Annotated in this window: 15 protein-coding genes; 7 read left to right on the top strand and 8 right to left on the bottom strand. The window is 74.1% G+C overall.

Going from position 1 to position 14,346, the window contains the following annotated elements:
* Positions 1 to 21: 21 nt before the first annotated feature.
* The 3 genes from MA879_RS01505 to MA879_RS01495 all read right to left on the bottom strand — a co-directional run bounded on the left by MA879_RS01505 (position 22) and on the right by MA879_RS01495 (position 3,405).
* Positions 22 to 1,893, bottom strand: a complete 1,872-nt coding sequence (locus MA879_RS01505) for an ABC transporter ATP-binding protein (protein WP_418001204.1) — start codon at positions 1,891 to 1,893, stop codon at positions 22 to 24.
* A gap of 165 nt (positions 1,894 to 2,058) precedes the next feature.
* Positions 2,059 to 2,553 (bottom strand): HNH endonuclease, encoded by a 495-nt coding sequence (locus MA879_RS01500; RefSeq protein WP_248122730.1) that lies wholly within the window; start codon positions 2,551 to 2,553, stop codon positions 2,059 to 2,061.
* A 156-nt stretch (positions 2,554 to 2,709) separates the two neighbouring features.
* A complete protein-coding gene (locus MA879_RS01495) occupies positions 2,710 to 3,405 on the bottom strand; it encodes a metal-dependent transcriptional regulator (RefSeq protein ID WP_248122728.1) in 696 nt (231 codons plus the stop codon).
* A 123-nt stretch (positions 3,406 to 3,528) separates the two neighbouring features.
* Here MA879_RS01495 and serC point away from each other — a divergent pair, with 123 nt between their 5' ends.
* Complete coding sequence (serC, locus tag MA879_RS01490; RefSeq protein WP_248122727.1) at positions 3,529 to 4,656, top strand: phosphoserine transaminase; 1,128 nt, start codon at positions 3,529 to 3,531, stop codon at positions 4,654 to 4,656.
* A 55-nt stretch (positions 4,657 to 4,711) separates the two neighbouring features.
* On the opposite strand, the gene MA879_RS01485 is transcribed toward serC, so the two are convergent.
* On the bottom strand, positions 4,712 to 5,185 hold the full coding sequence (locus tag MA879_RS01485) for a DUF3027 domain-containing protein (RefSeq protein ID WP_248122725.1): 474 nt from the start codon (positions 5,183 to 5,185) through the stop codon (positions 4,712 to 4,714).
* Between the two features lie 4 nt (positions 5,186 to 5,189).
* Entirely contained in the window at positions 5,190 to 5,573 is a 384-nt protein-coding gene (locus MA879_RS01480; protein ID WP_248122723.1) for a cold-shock protein, read from the bottom strand.
* A gap of 216 nt (positions 5,574 to 5,789) precedes the next feature.
* Between MA879_RS01480 and MA879_RS01475 the strand changes: the two genes are divergently transcribed.
* From MA879_RS01475 to MA879_RS01455, 5 genes are all read left to right on the top strand, one after another.
* On the top strand, positions 5,790 to 6,080 hold the full coding sequence (locus MA879_RS01475; protein WP_248122713.1) for a hypothetical protein: 291 nt from the start codon (positions 5,790 to 5,792) through the stop codon (positions 6,078 to 6,080).
* Positions 6,081 to 6,162: 82 nt separating this feature from the next.
* Positions 6,163 to 6,870 (top strand): response regulator transcription factor, encoded by a 708-nt coding sequence (locus tag MA879_RS01470; protein ID WP_248122711.1) that lies wholly within the window; start codon positions 6,163 to 6,165, stop codon positions 6,868 to 6,870.
* A gap of 1 nt (position 6,871) precedes the next feature.
* The gene (locus MA879_RS01465) at positions 6,872 to 8,695 is read left to right on the top strand and encodes a sensor histidine kinase (protein WP_335342024.1); all 1,824 of its coding nucleotides are present in this window, start codon (positions 6,872 to 6,874) and stop codon (positions 8,693 to 8,695) included.
* A 118-nt stretch (positions 8,696 to 8,813) separates the two neighbouring features.
* Positions 8,814 to 9,104 carry a WXG100 family type VII secretion target gene (locus MA879_RS01460; RefSeq protein WP_135029989.1) on the top strand — a complete coding sequence of 97 codons (291 nt, stop codon included), beginning with the start codon at positions 8,814 to 8,816 and terminating at the stop codon, positions 9,102 to 9,104.
* Between the two features lie 76 nt (positions 9,105 to 9,180).
* Complete coding sequence (locus tag MA879_RS01455) at positions 9,181 to 10,113, top strand: DUF4031 domain-containing protein (RefSeq protein ID WP_248122709.1); 933 nt, start codon at positions 9,181 to 9,183, stop codon at positions 10,111 to 10,113.
* Between the two features lie 207 nt (positions 10,114 to 10,320).
* Here the strand turns inward: MA879_RS01455 and groL are convergent, their stop codons facing one another.
* The 3 genes from groL to MA879_RS01440 all read right to left on the bottom strand — a co-directional run bounded on the left by groL (position 10,321) and on the right by MA879_RS01440 (position 13,666).
* Entirely contained in the window at positions 10,321 to 11,955 is a 1,635-nt protein-coding gene (gene groL / locus MA879_RS01450) for a chaperonin GroEL (RefSeq protein WP_135029985.1), read from the bottom strand.
* Positions 11,956 to 12,246: 291 nt separating this feature from the next.
* Entirely contained in the window at positions 12,247 to 13,290 is a 1,044-nt protein-coding gene (locus MA879_RS01445) for a LytR C-terminal domain-containing protein (RefSeq protein WP_248122707.1), read from the bottom strand.
* Between the two features lie 4 nt (positions 13,291 to 13,294).
* Positions 13,295 to 13,666, bottom strand: a complete 372-nt coding sequence (locus tag MA879_RS01440; RefSeq protein ID WP_248122705.1) for a DUF3263 domain-containing protein — start codon at positions 13,664 to 13,666, stop codon at positions 13,295 to 13,297.
* On the opposite strand from MA879_RS01440, the gene MA879_RS01435 reads away from it, so the two are divergent.
* The gene (locus MA879_RS01435) at positions 13,665 to 14,342 is read left to right on the top strand and encodes a uracil-DNA glycosylase (protein WP_248122702.1); all 678 of its coding nucleotides are present in this window, start codon (positions 13,665 to 13,667) and stop codon (positions 14,340 to 14,342) included. The genes MA879_RS01440 and MA879_RS01435 overlap by 2 nt on opposite strands.
* Positions 14,343 to 14,346: the final 4 nt, after the last annotated feature.

Raw genomic sequence — 14,346 nt, 5'->3', positions numbered from 1 at the left:
GTCCCGTGAACATCCCTGCGCTCACCCCTGGTCGGCGAACTGCGTGGTGTACAGCTCCGCGTACCGCCCGTCGGCGGACAGCAGCTCGGCGTGGGTGCCGCGCTCCACGATCCGTCCGCCCTCGAGCACCAGGATCTCGTCCGCGTCCCGCACCGTGGAGAGCCGGTGCGCGATCACCACGGCGGTCCGCCCGGCCAGGGCCTCCCCCAGCGCCTCCTGGATGGCGCGCTCGTTGGTGGAGTCCAGGGCGGCGGTCGCCTCGTCCAGCACCACGACACGCGGGGCCGCCAGCAGCAGGCGTGCGATGGTCATGCGCTGGCGCTCACCGCCGGAGAGGCGGTAGCCGCGCTCCCCCACCACGGTGTCCAGCCCGTCCGGCAGGGCCTCCACCACACCGCGCAGCCGCGCCCGCTCCACGGCGTCCCACACCTCGGCCTCGGACGCGTCCGGCCGGGCCAGCAGGAGGTTCCCGCGCACGGTGTCGTGGAACAGGTGCCCGTCCTGGGTCACCATGCCGACGGCGTCCTGCAGGTCCGCGAACGCCATCCGACGCACGTCCACGCCGCCGATCTCCACCACGCCGGAGCTGACGTCGTACAGCCGCGTGACGAGGGAGGCGACGGTGGACTTCCCCGCCCCGGACGAGCCGACGAGGGCCACCGTCCGCCCGGCGGGGATCTCCACGTCGATCCCGTGCAGCACCTCCTCGCCGCCGCGAGTGTCCAGCACGGCCACCTCCTCGAGCGAGGCCAGGGACACCTCCTGCGCGGTGGGGTAGGCGAACCGCACGTCCCGCAGCCGCACGGACAGCGGTCCGGCGGGCACGGGCGTCGGCACGGCCGCCTCCTGGATGAGGGGTTCGAGGTCCAGGACCTCGAACACCCGCTCGAAGGACACCAGCGCGCTCATGATCTCCACGCGGGCGTTGGCCAGGGAGGTGAGCGGCGCGTAGAGGCGCGTCAGCAGCAGGGCCATGGTGACGACGTCGCCCGCGTCCAGCGTGCCCGCGATCGCCTGCAGGCCGCCCACCCCGTACACGGCCGCGAGCGCGAGCGCCGAGACCAGGGTGAGCAGGGTGGTGAACACGGCCTGGCGCACGGAGATGTCCACACCGGTGGCGCGCACGCGGTCCGCGCGCCGGGCGAACTCGGCGGACTCGGCACCCGGCTCGCCGAAGAGCTTGATGAGGGTGGCCCCCGGGGCGGAGAACCGCTCCGTCATCTGGTCCCCCATGGCGGCGTTGTGCCCGGCCCGCTCCCGGGAGAGCCCGGCCAGGCGTCCGCCGACCCAGCGGGCGGGGATCAGGAACAGCGGCAGGAGGACGAGCGCGAGCAGGGTGATCTGCCAGCTCGTGGCCAGCATGACGCCGAGGGTGAGCGCGAGGGAGACGACGTTGGCCACCACTCCGGAGAGCGTCCGGGAGATCGCCGACTGGGCACCGATCACGTCGTTGTTCAGACGGGACACCAGGGCACCGGTCCGCGTGCGCTGGAAGAACGCCACGGGCATGCGCTGGACGTGGTCGAACACGCGCGTGCGCAGGTCGTAGATGACGCGCTCGCCGAGCCCGGCGGACAGCCACTTGGTGAACACGCCCACCACGGCGTCCGCCACGGCCACCAGGGCGATCAGCAGGGCCAGCCGCACGATCAGCCCGGAGTCCCGGCTGCCCGTGATCGCGTTGACCACGTCACCGGCCAGCACCGGCGACGCCACCCCGAGCACCGCCCCCACCACGGAGGCGATCACGAACACGACCAGCCGCGCCCGGTACTGCCCCGCGAACGCCACCGTCCGCCGCACGGTCCCGGGGGCGAGGGACTGCCCGGACGTGCCGTCCGTGCCGTGCTGCATCCGCATCATGGACACACGCGCCGCCGACTCCATGCTCATGGGCCCACCGACCTCTCCGACTCCGCGGTGCGCGGGCGGATCCCGGGCGCACGGCTGGTCCAGGCTAACGACGCGCGGGCCACGTGGCGGCGGAGTTCGCCCCGGGCACAGGGGTGGCAGGCGGGGGCGGGACCCGACGACGACCGGCCCGGCCGGCGGCGGCGCTCACGCCGCCAGCTGCAGCCAGCCCTCCCAGGCCGGGGCGGGGCGCTCCAGGCCGCGCAGGCGCCACTGGACGCCGCGCGGCCGGGCGGGGGTCACGCGCAGCCGCCAGCCGAGGGCCTCGAGGGAGCGGTCCGCCTTGGCCCCGTTGCAGCGCAGGCAGCAGGCCACCAGGTTCTCCCACGTGTCCTGGCCGCCGCGGGAGCGCGGGTGCACGTGGTCCACCGTGGTGGCGTGCGCTCCGCAGTAGGCGCAGCGGTGGCCGTCGCGGCGCAGCACTCCGGCGCGGGTGGCGCCCAGCGGGCGGATGGCGGGCACCCGGATGTAGCGGTGGAGGAGGATCACGAGGGGCCGGCCCCATTCCCGGCCGGGACTCATCACCGGGTCCCCGCCGTCCTCGAGGACGCTGGCCTTCCCCGCCGCCACAAGCAGCAGCGCCCGGCGGTCGGAGACCACCGAGACGGGTTCGTAGCCGGCGTTCAGGACGAGTGTGCGCATGGCGGGCCTCGCGGGGTGTGGGGTAGGGCTGCTCCGCCCCACGGTAGGACGAGGACCGCCCGCCCGCGGCGTGTCCGCACCCCGGCGCACTGGGATGTCGCCGCCCCGTCACCGCGGGCTCACCCGCCCGTCACGCCCCGGTCTCCCGGGGCGCGGTCAGGGCTGCTCGACCCACACGTGGCGGGCGGTCCCCTCGGCGAGCTCGAGGGCGCCGTCCCCGCCGCCCTCCGCCTGCACGCGCACGTAGCCGGATTCGAGTGCGGGCTGGACCTGCACCTCGGCCCCCGGCACGATCCCGGCGCGGCCGAGCTCGGCCAGCAGCTCGGGGTCCGCCTGCACACCCTCGGCCAGGCTGCGCACGCGCCAGCGGCCGGGCTCGACGACGGCGAGCACCTGTCCGGGCAGTCCCATGTCCCGGCTCCACTCGTCCGCGGAGCGGACCTCGGGGCGCGGCGGGATGGGGGTGCCGTAGGGGGTCTCGGTGGGGTTCTCCAGGATCTCGAGGAGCCGGCGCTCCACCTGGTCGCTCATCACGTGCTCCCAGCGGCAGGCCTCGTCGTGGACGTAGGCCCAGTCCAGGCCGATCACGTCCGCAAGCAGGCGCTCGGCGAGGCGGTGCTTGCGCAGCACCGCCACGGCGTGCTCGCGGCCCTGCGAGGTCAGGTCCAGCCGGCGGTCCGGTCCGACGTGCACCAGGCCGTCGCGCTCCATGCGCGCCACGGTCTGGGACACGGTGGGACCGGAGTGCTCCAGGCGCTCCACGATCCGCGCGCGCAGCGGCGTGATCCCCTCCTCTTCGAGCTCGAGGATGGTCCGCAGGTACATCTCGGTGGTGTCGATCAGGTCCGTCATGCTGCGGCCTCCTTCAGAGCGCTCATGCCGGACATCCTAGCCAGGGGGTCGGTCACGTTCGCGGCGGGGGGCGCCGGAGCGGGAGGATGGGACCGCCCGTCCCCGATGTGTCAGGAGCACCCCATGCCCTCCCCCGACCAGATCACGATCCCGCAGGACCTGCTGCCGCAAGACGGCCGCTTCGGCGCCGGCCCCTCCAAGGTCCGGCCCGAGCAGCTCCAGGCCCTGCAGGACGCCGCCGGCCTGCTCGGCACTTCGCACCGCCAGAAGCCCGTCAAGGACCTCGTCGCCTCCGTGCGCGCGGGCGTGGCCGAGCTGTTCTCCGCACCGGAGGGCTACGAGGTGGTCCTCGGCGTCGGCGGATCCACGGCCTTCTGGGACGCCGCCGCGTTCTCCTTGGTGCGCTCGAGGGCGCAGCACCTGAGCTTCGGCGAGTTCGGCTCCAAGTTCGCGCGCGCCACGGACCGCGCCCCCTTCCTGGAGGCCTCGGACATCCGCGAGTCCGCACCGGGCACGCGCCCGCATCCGGAGGCCGCGGACGGCGTCGACGTGTACGCGTGGCCGCACAACGAGACGTCCACCGGCGTGGCGGCGCCCGTGGAGCGTCCCGCGGGGATCGCCGACGACGCGCTCGTGGTGGTGGACGCGACCTCCGCCGCCGGCGGCCTGCCCGTGGACGTGTCCCAGGCGGACGTCTACTACTTCGCCCCGCAGAAGAACTTCGCCTCCGACGGCGGCCTGTGGCTCGCCCTGTTCTCCCCCCGGGCGCTCGCCCGCGTGGCCGAGATCAAGGAGTCCGGCCGCTGGATCCCCGAGTTCCTGGACCTGTCCATCGCGGTGGAGAACTCCCTCAAGGACCAGACCTACAACACCCCGGCCCTGGCCACGCTCGTGATGCTGGACGCCCAGCTGCGCTGGATGAACGGCCACGGCGGACTGGAGTTCACCACCGGCCGCGCCGCAGAATCCTCCTCCCGCGTGTACGCGTGGGCCGAGGCGTCCGAGGTGGCCACGCCCTACGTCGCGGATCCCGCCGACCGCTCCGCCGTGATCTGCACCGTGGACTTCGCCGAGTCCGTGGACGCCGCCGCCGTGGCGCAAGCACTGCGGGCCAACGGCGTGGTGGACGTGGAGCCGTACCGCAAGCTCGGTCGGAACCAGCTGCGGATCGCGACCTTCGCCGCGATCGACCCGGAGGACGTCACCGCACTGCTGGCCTGCATCGACCACGTGGTGGAGCGCCTGGGCTGAGCCCGGCGCACGGGCGGGGCGGGTCGGCACGCACCGGCCCGCCCCGCCGTCGTGGTCAGTCCTGGTCGGGGACACGGCCCTCGGCCACCGCGGCCAGGCGCTCGCGCTCCTCAGCGCTGACGCGCTCCGCGTAGGGCACCCAGGGCGGGGCGACGACGGCGCCCTCCCCCGCCTCCAGGCCCGTCTCGCACACGGTCACGTGCCGGCTGCGCGGGGCGCGCGCGACGGTGGAGTACCAGACCCACCCGGTGTAGCCCGGCAGGGCGGAGGCGAAGCGGTGCGTCATCAGGCGGTCGTCGTCCGCGGTGGCACCGAGGTGCTCCCCCACCTGGTCGTCGGCCGCCAGCCCGGCCAGGCCGGCACGGGCCTCGGCCACGGCCGCGGCGAGGACCTCGTCCCGCTTCGGGGCGCGGCGACGCCGAGGCGGGGCGGCAGGAGCCGCTGCTGCGCCGTCCACGACTGCGGTGCCCTCGGACACGTCGGGGGCGAAGGTCTCGTCCGAGGCGATCTCCGGATCACGGGAGGTCATGGCCTCACGCCTCCAGGTCGTCGGCCACGCGGCGCAGCACGGCGGCGACCTTCTCGGCCTGGGCCCGCTGCGGGTAGCGGCCGCGGCGCAGGGCGTTCGAGGTCTGGTCCAGGACCTTGATGAGGTCCTCCATGATCTCCGCCATGCGGTCCGGTGACGGCCGGTGGTTGCGCACCACGGACGGGCCGTCCTCGAGGACCTGCACGGACAGGGCCTGCTTGCCACGGCGGCCTTCGGCGACGCCGAGCTGGACGCGGGTGCCCGAGCGCAGCTCGGTCAGGCCGGCGGGGAGCGCGGAGGAGGGGATGTGCACCTCCTCGCCGTCGTCGGTGTGGGCGAAGCCGAACCCCTTGTCGGAGTCGTAGAACTTGATGCGGCCCGTGGGCATCTGGGCACCTGCCTTCGTCGGTCGGAGCGTCCCGGGGCGCGGGCGCGGGCAGTCCGCGCGTGCGCCGCACGCCGTTCGGTCGCGGGGCGGCCGGGTCCTCGCACCGGTGCGGTCCTGCGCCGCGGCATCGGTGGGACCGTCGGCCGCTCTCCTCGCTGCGGGCGGCGGGGGACGAGAGTCACTGATCCTCCAGGATAGCCGCACTACAGTGGGACGGTGTCCTCCCCTCAGCCCGCCCCGCCGTCCCGCCCCGCCTCCGATGGTGCCCGGGGCCCGCGCAGCGACCGTGCCCCCCGTGCCGTCCTGCGGATGCTGCTGGCGGTGGGCGTGACGGTCACGGCGGTCTCCGGTCTCGCGTTGGTCGGGGCGCTGGCGTCCTACTTCCTCGACGCGACGCCGGCCTTCCTGCCGGTCCTCTACGGGCTCAGCCTCTTCGGCCTGCCGCTGGGCTTCACGCTGATGGTCCTGTTCGTGGTGGTCTCCGCCGTCCGACGCTCCCGGACCTGACCCCTCCCCGCCCCGCCCACCCTGCCCACCCTGTCAGGACATGTTCAGCAGACTCCCAGGCCTGCCGACCACACTGGGGGGCATGCAGTCCCAGAACCCCGAAGCCCGGCTCCTCGTGGTGGACGACGAGCCCAACATCCGTGAGCTCCTCTCCACCTCCCTGCGCTTCGCCGGATTCGAGGTCCGCGCGGCCGCGGACGGCCGCCAGGCACTCGAGGCCGCGGAGGAGTTCCAGCCCGACCTCGCCGTCCTGGACGTCATGCTCCCGGACATGGACGGCTTCACCGTCACCCGCCGGCTGCGCGCCGCCGGGCGCCACTTCCCGGTGGTGTTCCTGACTGCGCGGGACGGCACCGAGGACAAGGTCACCGGCCTGACCGTGGGCGGGGACGACTACGTCACCAAGCCCTTCTCCCTCGACGAGGTGGTGGCGCGCATCCGCGCCGTGCTGCGCCGCACGGCGTCGCTCGAGGACGACTCCGCGGTGCTGCGCGTGGACGACCTCGAACTGGACGACGATGCGCATGAGGTCCGCCGCGGCGGGGAGGTCGTGGAGCTGTCCCCCACGGAGTTCAAGCTGCTGCGCTATCTGATGATGAACCCGAACCGGGTGCTCTCCAAGGCCCAGATCCTGGACCACGTCTGGGAGTACGACTTCAACGGGGACGCCTCGATCGTGGAGTCCTACATCTCCTATCTGCGGCGCAAGATCGACGTCGGCGGCCGGGACAAGATGATCCACACCAAGCGCGGCGTGGGCTACCTGCTCCGGACCAACGACAAGCGCTGACGTGGAGGAGGGCCTGCGCCGGGCGGCGGACCGGGTCCGCCACCCGCGCATCTGGTGGCGGACGTGGTGGGGCGCCCGTCCGCTGCGCACCAAGCTCGTGGTGATGATCACGGCGCTGATGATGATCCTCGTGGCCGTCATCGCCCTGGTCACCGCGGTCCTCTTCCGCACCGAGCTGGTCCGCCAGCTGGACGAGGACATGGAGACCAACAAGGACGCGGTCTCCGTGTACCTCACCTCCATGGCCCAGACGGGCGGGTACTACTCCCCCCAGCACTCCATCCTGCGCTTCTATGGCGTGGTGTGGGACACCCGGGGCGACCCCGTGGTGAGCACGCCCCTGCTGCCCGGCGCGGACGGCCCGGCCCTGGCCGCCATGACCACCGCCGAGGTGGACGCGGTCGGGTCCGGCTCGTTCGAGGTCCCCGGCACGCAGCCCGGCTCCGACGGCTGGCGCGTGCAGCTCTACCGCCTGCGCAGCGGCGAGGGCTCCATGGCCATCGCGCTGCCCCTGCACAGCGTCACCACCTCCGTGAGCCGCGTCGTGACGCTCGTGGTGAGCATCGGGCTGATCGGCACGGCCATGTCCGTCGTCGTCGCGAACCTGCTGGTGGAGCGGGCCTTCCGCACCCTGGACCGCGTGGAGCGGACCACGGCGAAGATCGCGGCCGGCGACCTCACCCAGCGCGTGGCCTCCGGCCCGCCGAGCACCGAGGTGGGGCGGCTCTCCCGCTCCATCAACGCGATGCTCGCGCACATCGAGTCCGCGTTCCGGGACAAGGAGGCCTCCGAGGACAAGATGCGCCGGTTCGTGCAGGATGCCTCGCACGAGCTGCGCACCCCGCTGGTCACGATCCGCGGCTTCTCCGAGCTGTACCGGCACGGCGGGATCACCGAGCCGGAGGACGTGGCCGCCGCGATGGGGCGGATCGAGTCGGAGGCCGGGCGCATGCACCGCCTCGTGGAGGACCTGCTGACGCTCGCCCGCCTGGACGAGCAGCGCCCCCTGGACCATGCGCCCGTGGACCTGCTGGTGCTGGGGATGGACGCCATGATGGACGCCTCCGTCAACGCGCCGGAGCGCAGGGTGACGCTGGCCGGCCTCGACGGCGGACCGGCCGGCTCGGCGCCCCTGATGGGGGACGAGAACCGCCTCCGCCAGGTGGTGGTCAACCTCGTGACCAACGCCCTGCGCTACACCCCGGAGGGCAGCCCGATCGAGGTGGCCGTGGGCACCCGTGACCTCCTGACGGGCACGGACGCGGCCGCCAGCCGCCAGTCCGTGATCGAGGTGCGGGACCACGGCGAGGGGGTCTCCGCGGAGGACGCCGAACGCATCTTCGAACGCTTCTACCGCGCGGACGCCTCCCGCCACCGGGAGACCGGGGGCACGGGCCTGGGGCTGGCCATCGTCGCCGCGATCGTAGCCCAGCACGGCGGGTCGGTCCGGCTGCTGGAGACGGAGGGCGGCGGCGCCACCTTCTCCGTGGCCCTCCCCTGGGCCCCGCTCGAGGAGGATGACGACGAGGGGATCGAGGACGCCGAGGGGATGCCGGCCGGGGGCGGCTCCGCGGGGGATCCCGACGACGGCGCCCACGGCCGCGGTGCGTCCGCCGAGATCGCCCAGTGGGGCCGGCTCGCCCGCGCCGGCGAGATGTTCCGCCGGGCCTCCGCGGCGCGTCGTGGCGCGGCCGGCACCGCGCCCGGGGAGGGCCCCGCGTCTCGGGATGACCGCGGGGACGGGAGCTCCGGCAGCCGGGCCGCCCCCTCCGGCGACGGGCCGGGCCGGACCGCTCCTGCACAGGGCACGGACGACGCCCGCTGATCCACCGGCGGGTCATCGGCCCGGCCGGTCCGGCGGGCGCCGCCCGTAGCGTGACGGTCAGCGGCGCCCGCCGCACATCCGACGCCGGCCCACCGGCGCCCGACCGAGGGGGAACACCATGACCATCGTCCAGATCGACGTCGAGGACCTGCGCGCCAAGAGCGGCGCCGTGGAGGGCTCCATCGCCCGCCTGCAGACGGAGGTGAACACCATGGAGGCCCACCTGCGCCAGCTGCAGGACACGTGGCGCGGACAGGCCTCCGCCAACTTCCAGGGCGTGCTCACCGAGTGGCGCGCCACCCAGCTGAAGGTGGAGGAGTCGCTCGCGAGCATCCGCCGCGCCATGGACCTGGCCGCCACCCAGTACAGCGAGACCGAGGCCGCGAACGCCGCCATGTTCCGGTTCTGAGCCGGGCGGCGCGCCGCGCCCCGTCGTCCATCCGGTCGGCGGGGTGCGCGTGCGGCCACCCCCGTAGGGTGGGCGCATGGCCGTCCTGATCGACCCTCCCGCATGGCCCGCCCATGGGACGGTCTTCTCCCATCTCGTCTCCGACTCCAGCTTCGAGGAGCTGCACGCCTTCGCACGGGACGCGAGCCTCTCCCCGCGGGCCTTCGATCTTGACCACTACGACGTGCCCGCCCACCGGCACGCCGAGCTCGTGGCCGCCGGCGCGGAGCCCGTGAGCGGGCGAGAGCTCGTGCGTCGCCTCCTGGGCTCGGGACTGCGCACCCCGGCCCGGCGGCGTCCCGCGCGCCGGGACGCGGTGCTGACGCGCCGCTGGCAGGCCGTGTTCGCCGGGCTGCCCGCCCAGGCGGACGCCGTGATGGCGGCCGGCCGGGACCTGCTGGGGCGCTGGTCCGAGCCGCACCGCCACTACCACTCCCCCGACCACCTGCTCGCGGTTCTGGAGGCGGTGGACCTGCTGGAGAGCGCCGGCCAGGACCTGGGGCCCCGGCCGCGCGCCGTGCGCCTGGCGGCGTGGTTCCACGACGCGGTCTACGGCGCCGATCCCGCCCGGCCCGCGGGGCAGGACGAGGAGGACTCCGCCCGTCTGGCCGAGCGCATGCTGGCCACGCCCGCGCTGGCGGTGCCGGCCGACGTCGTCGCCGAGGCGGGGCGCCTGGTGCGCCTGACTGCGGACCACCGCCCCGCGCCTGGGGACGCTGCCGGGGCGGTGCTCAGCGACGCGGACCTCGAGGTGCTGGGCCGCGGCGCCCAGGCCTATGACGCCTACGTCCGCGCGGTCCGCGCCGACTTCGCCCATGTCACGCAGGAGCAGTGGCGGACCGGCCGGGCGCGTGTCCTGGAAGGGCTCATGGCAGCGGACCACCTGTACGCCACCGCCGCCGGCCGGGCGCGCTGGGAGGCCACGGCGCGGGAGAACCTCACCCGGGAGCTCGCCGCGCTCCGCGCCTGACCGCCCCGCCCGCGCCCCCGCACTTTCGAACGCGAAATCGGGCCTTTCAGGTCTTTCGAGCGTCGAATAGGCCCTGTTCCGCGTTCGAAAACGCGCCGCCGCGCCCTATCCACCGCCTCCGGACGCGGCGAGGCCCGCCTCCCCCGCAGGGGAGACGGGCCTCGCGTGCTGGGCGCCCGGACGGATCCGGGCTGACTCAGCGGATGATCACATCATGCCGCCCATGCCGCCCATCGGGTCCATGCCCTCGGCGCCGCCGGCCGGGTTCTTCTCCGGCTTGTCGGCCACGACGGCCTCGGTGGTGAGGAACAGGCCCGCGATGGACGCGGCGTTCTGCAGCGCCGAGCGGGTGACCTTCACCGGGTCGTTGATGCCCGCGGCCAGAAGGTCCTCGTACTCGCCGGTGGCGGCGTTGAGGCCGTGGCCGTCCTGGAGGGTCTTGACCTTGTCGGCCACGACACCCGGCTCCATGCCGGCGTTGAAGGCGATCTGCTTCAGCGGGGCCTCGATGGCGACCTTCACGATGTTCGCACCGGTGGCCTCGTCGCCCTCGAGGGACAGGCCGTCGAACGCCTTGGCGCCGGCCTGGATGAGGGCCACGCCGCCGCCGGCGACGATGCCCTCCTCCACGGCGGCCTTGGCGTTGCGGACGGCGTCCTCGATGCGGTGCTTGCGCTCCTTGAGCTCGACCTCGGTGGCCGCGCCGGCCTTGATGACGGCGACGCCGCCGGCCAGCTTGGCGAGGCGCTCCTGCAGCTTCTCGCGGTCGTAGTCCGAGTCGGTGTTCTCGATCTCGGAGCGGATCTGGGCCACGCGACCGGCGATCTGGTCGGCGTCGCCGGCACCCTCGACGATGGTGGTCTCGTCCTTGGTGATGACCACCTTGCGCGCGGTGCCCAGCATGTCCAGGGTGGCGGTCTCGAGGGAGAGGCCCACCTCGGAGGAGATGACCTGGCCGCCGGTGAGGATCGCGATGTCGGCGAGCATGGCCTTCCGGCGGTCGCCGAAGCCCGGGGCCTTCACGGCCACGGACTTGAAGGTGCCGCGGATCTTGTTGACCACAAGGGTGGCCAGGGCCTCGCCCTCGACGTCTTCGGCGATGATCAGCAGCGGCTTGCCGGACTGCATGACCTTCTCCAGCACCGCCACCATGTCCTTCACGGTGGAGATCTTGGAGTTCACGATCAGGATGTACGGGTCCTCGAGGACGGTCTCCTGGCGGTCGGCGTCGGTGACGAAGTAGCCGGAGATGTAGCCCTTGTCGAAGCGCATGCCCTCCGTGAGCTCGAGCTCGAGGCCGAAGGTGTTCGACTCCTCGACGGTGATGACGCCCTCCTTGCCGACCTTGTCCAGGGCCTCGGCGATGAGGGAGCCGATCTGCTTGTCGGCGGCGGAGATCGACGCGGTGGCGGCGATCTGCTCCTTGGTCTCGATCTCGCGCGCGGCGCCCAGCAGCTCGCCGGTCACGGCCTCGACGGCCTTCTCGATGCCGCGCTTGAGCGCCATCGGGTCGGCGCCGGCGGCCACGTTGCGCAGGCCCTCCTTGACGAGCGCCTGGGCCAGCACGGTGGCGGTGGTGGTGCCGTCGCCGGCGACGTCGTCGGTCTTCTTGGCGACCTCCTTGACGAGCTCCGCGCCGATCTTCTCGTACGGGTCCTCGAGCTCGATCTCCTTGGCGATGGAGACGCCGTCGTTGGTGATCGTGGGGGCGCCCCACTTCTTCTCCAGCACGACGTTGCGGCCGCGCGGGCCCAGGGTCACCTTGACGGCGTCCGCCAGGGTGTTCAGGCCCTTCTCCAGGCCGCGGCGGGCCTCTTCGTCGAATGCGATGGTCTTGGCCATGGTGCAGTCCTTTCTGGACGGGGGCTTCCTTGCAGTGCCTGACCCGCGGCGGTGCCCGCGACGGACGGCCCCGCAGGGCCTCACCGATGGAGCAGGTCCTCCGGCCCGGTACGCCTGCCAGGGGTACGGCTGGCAGTCGCACCGTCGGAGTGCTAAGCCCATTATGAGCACTCGACCCGGGAGAGTGCAAAGCCCTCCCGAGGCGGGGCGGTCCGGTTCCGCAGACGGCGGACGGCCCCCGCCGCGCCTCCTCGTGGAGGGCGGACGGGGGCCGCTGGAGCCGGTGCGGGATCAGCCGAAGACGACGACGGCGACGCCGTTCACCTGCAGGTTGGGCACGCGCTCCACGGGGAAGCCGAGCTCGCGGCCCACGGCCTCGGCCGTGGCGCGGTGCTCGGGCGAGTTGTACAGGACGACATCGGCGGTCACGCCGCGGCCGCGCCAGTTGCGGGCGTCCACCTGGGTGAAGCCGTCGGTCCTCAGACGCGTGGCGTACGAGGCCGCCAGGTCGTTGATGCGCGTGGCGTTGTACACGATCACGGGGTTCTGCTTGGCGGCGGCGGCGGCGGCCGCGGCGGAGCGGGAGGCCTCCGCCTGGGCGGCGGCCGAGCGGGACGCCTCGGCCTGGGCGGCCGCGGAGCGCGACGCCTCCGCGGCGGCCGAACGGGAGGCCTCCGCGGCCGCGGAGCGCGACGCATCCGCGGCAGCCGAACGGGAGGCCTCGGCCACGATGGACCGGGACGCCTCGGCCTCAGCCGAGCGCGACGCCTCGGCGGCCCGGGCGGCCTCGGCGGCGGCTTGGGCGGCCTCCTCGGCGGAGCGGGAGGCGGCGGCACGGGAAGACGCGGCCGCGGCGGACTCGGCGGCGGACCGGGAGCGCTCGGCGTCCTGCGAGGCCTGCGCCGGGTCGGCGGAGGACGGTGCCGCCGGAGCGGACGAGGCGGTCGGATCCGCGGAGGACGAGGCGGTCGGATCCGCGGAGGACGAGGCGGTCGGATCCGCGGAGGACGAGGCGGTCGGATCCGCGGAGGACGAGGGCGCCGGGGCGGCGCCCGACTGAGTCGCCGGCGAGGAGGCCGGGGAGACGGCCCCGGAGGTGGAGGCGTCCCCGCCGGCCACCGGCTCGTCGCCGCCGCCGGTCAGGCGCGGCAGGACCAGGCCGAGGAACAGGCCCAGCAGCAGGAGCGCGGCCGCGGCGGCCAGCAGCCACTTCAGGACCCCGCCTCCGCCGGCGGCGGTGGCGCCCGCGGCCCCGGCGGCGAACGCCTCCCGGTGAGCGCCGTGCTGATCGGTGTACTCGGGGACGTCGTCGAAGCGGTCGGCGGGGTAGGCCATCGGTCTAGTACTCCTGCGGGGACGGGGGTGAGGCGGGCGGGTCCGGTGCCGGGCCGCGCCGGGCCCGGCTGCGGGTGCCGCGCGAGCGCAGCAGCCGGGTCACGAGCAGCGGGCGGTAGGCCAGTGCGGCCTCCCGGTCCAGCAGTCCGTTCAACATCTGATAGTAGGCGGTCGGGCTGACGCCGAGGCGTTCGCGGATCTCGTGCTCCTTGGCCCCGGCGTGGCGCCAGGTCAGCGACTCCAGGTCCAGGACCGCCCGCTCGAGGTCCGTGAGTCCGGCGGCGCGTCCCTGACCGGGGTCGGGGACGGCGGACGGAAGCATGACGGCCACTCTACTGCGCAGGCGCGGGCGGCCGCCCACTACGCTCGGGCGCATGGACCTGATCGCACCCCTGGACCCGGGCTGGGCCACGGCACTGGCCGACTCCTCCGGCTCCCTTGAGCGGATCGGGGCGGAGCTGATCGCGCGCCGCGCGGCCGGGGAGCAGGTCCTTCCCGCGCCCGAGCACGTGCTGCGGGCCTTCCGGCAGCCGTTCGAGGATGTTCGGGTGCTGGTCCTGGGCCAGGACCCGTACCCCACGCCGGGACACCCGATCGGCATGTGCTTCGCGTGCGACCGCCACGTCCGCCCCCTGCCCCGCTCCCTCTCGAACATCTACCGCGAGCTGCACGACGACCTCGGCATCCCACCGGCCGCACACGGAGACCTCACCGCGTGGACCGGGCAGGGCGTCCTGCTGCTGAACCGCGTCCTGACCGTCCGGGCGGGGGCGAGCGGCAGCCACCGCGGCATCGGGTGGGAGGAGGTCACCGAGGCCGCCGTGCGGGCCCTCGTGTCCCGCGGCACCCCGCTGGTCGGCCTGCTCTGGGGCAGCGACGCGCGGCGCATGGCGCCGCTGCTGCGCGAGGGCGGGGCCGGCGTCGTCGAGTCCCCGCACCCCTCCCCGTTGAGCGCGAGCCGCGGGTTCTTCGGCTCGCGCCCGTTCAGTCGGGTCAACGCCCTGCTCGAGGCCGCCGGCGCCGAGCCCGTGGACTGGCGCATCCCCGACTGAGCCG

The organism is Micrococcus lacusdianchii, assembly GCF_023155805.1.
Taxonomy (GTDB): domain Bacteria; phylum Actinomycetota; class Actinomycetes; order Actinomycetales; family Micrococcaceae; genus Micrococcus; species Micrococcus lacusdianchii.
The sequence above is the reverse complement of the archived record's forward strand: the minus strand, read 5'-3'. Positions and strand labels throughout refer to the sequence as shown.